Source organism: Halomonas sp. V046 (genome assembly GCF_052645355.1).
Window position 1 is genome coordinate 1 of sequence record NZ_JBQXYF010000030.1, and the last position, 2,039, is coordinate 2,039.

General features: G+C 61.7%; 1 protein-coding gene. It reads left to right on the forward strand.

Annotation, left to right across the window (positions count from 1 at the left end; genetic code table 11):
- Positions 1 to 49 precede the first annotated feature (49 nt).
- Positions 50 to 2,039: Ig-like domain-containing protein (locus ACUN9Y_RS22040; RefSeq protein ID WP_445462895.1), on the forward strand; the 1,990-nt coding region annotated here is incomplete at its 3' end.

Here is a 2,039-nt window from a genome sequence, read left to right on the forward strand (position 1 = left end):
TAGCGGCGAACCCGGGGCCAGCGTCACGGTGACCGGCCCGGACGACACCGTGCTCGGACAGGGCACGGTGGGCGACGATGGCACGTTCAGCGTGGTGCTGGACGAGCCCCAGCTCGACGGCGAAGCCTTGGAAGTGACCCAATCGGATGGCTCAGGCAATGAGTCTGCCCCCACCGGTGCCACGTCACCCGACACTACTGCACCCGATGCCCCAACGAATGTCGTCGTGAGTGATGACGGAACCACCGTCAGCGGTAGCGGCGAACCCGGGGCCAGCGTCACCGTGACCGGCCCGGATGACACCGTGCTCGGACAGGGCACGGTGGGTGACGATGGCACGTTCAGCGTGGTGCTGGACGAGCCCCAGCTCGACGGTGAAGCCCTCGGCGTCACGCAAACCGACGCCTCGGATAATGAATCCGCGCCGGCAAATGCCACGGCACCCGACGCCACCGCGCCGGAGTTGCCCACGATTGCCCTGACCAACGATACCGGGACGCCGGGCGATGGGATTACCAGCGATGGGGCTATCACGTTATCTGGTCTTGAGCCTGGCGCAACTTGGGAATTCTCGTTCGACGCAGGGAATACTTGGGATACTGGAACAGGTATCGAGTTTGTTCTCGAGGAAGGTGATTACGCCGCAGGTGACGTTCAAGTGCGCCAGACGGATGTGGCGGGAAACTCTAGTGCTGTGGGTCGTCTTGGTGCCGTCAGTGTGGATTCCACCGCGCCTGAAGTGCCGATGGTGGATCCGAGCGATGGCACCCTACTGGCAGGCACTTCCGAGCCGGGTGCTGCTATCAACATTGCTATTGATGGCGATGAGTCGCTTGGTCTCATGGCCATGGCTGATGGCGCAGGAAACTGGAGTGTTTCGATCGACCCCGCGCTTCCGGATGGCGCTGTTGTTCGCATTACGGCGTCCGATCAAGCTGGCAATACGAGTTCAGCGGCCACTATCACGACTGACGCTGTGTTGGTCGATACTACGCCACCAGCGGCCCCTGTCATTGCCACCGGCATGGACAGCGTCGACCCCGAGCAAGGCGAGTTCGCATCGGGCACCACCATTAACGATAGTCAGCCAACGTTGACGGGCAGCGCGGAAGCGGGGAGCACCGTCGCTCTCTTCGAGGGAGGGAACGCGCTTGGCGCCGTGGTTGCTAATGAACAAGGCCGTTGGAGCTTTACCCCGGATGGCCCCTTAGCCGACGGCAATTATGCGTATACCGCTAAAGCAACCGATGTAGCGGGTAACGAAAGTGTCGTGAGTAACGAGTTTTCTTTTAGCGTCGATACGCTGGCGCCTTCCTTGATGCTCGACTCCTTGGCCATCACCAACGACGTCTCGCCGGAGTTGTCGGGCAGCGTAGACGATCTCGGTGCATCAATTGCCGTTACCGTAAATGGTACTGACTATTCCGCGACTAACAATGGCGATGGCACCTGGACGCTGGCGGATGACATCTTGGATGCACTAGGGGAAGGCGATACTACCGTCACGGTGACCGCCACCGATGCAGCGGGTAACGAGACGGTGGTCAATGGCATCGTCACTATCGATTTCACCGGTCCGGTGGACGGTGACGGCCGTAACAGCGTGGTTTTTGGGGATGGAGGGGACGGTCTACTTAGCGTCGCCGAGGCGACCAGCGTCACCCTGAGCGGTAAGATCGAGGTGGGCAGCAGCATCGACAGCATCACCATTACCGACGGTTCCGTTAGCCTGACCGTGAGCGCCGCTGATATCACGGTCGATGCCGACACCGGCGCGGTGAGCGTGGCGGGTCAGGACCTCAGTGGCCTGGCCGACGGTGAACTGACGGTGTCCACAACGGTCACCGATGTAGCCGGTAACACCGGCACAGTTACCGATACCACGACGCTGGATACAACCGCGCCGGATGCTCCAACGAATGTCGTCGTGAGTGATGACGGAACCACCGTCAGCGGTAGCGGCGAACCCGGGGCCAGCGTCACCGTGACCGGCCCGGATGACACCGTGCTCGGACAGGGCACGGTGGGCGACGATGGCA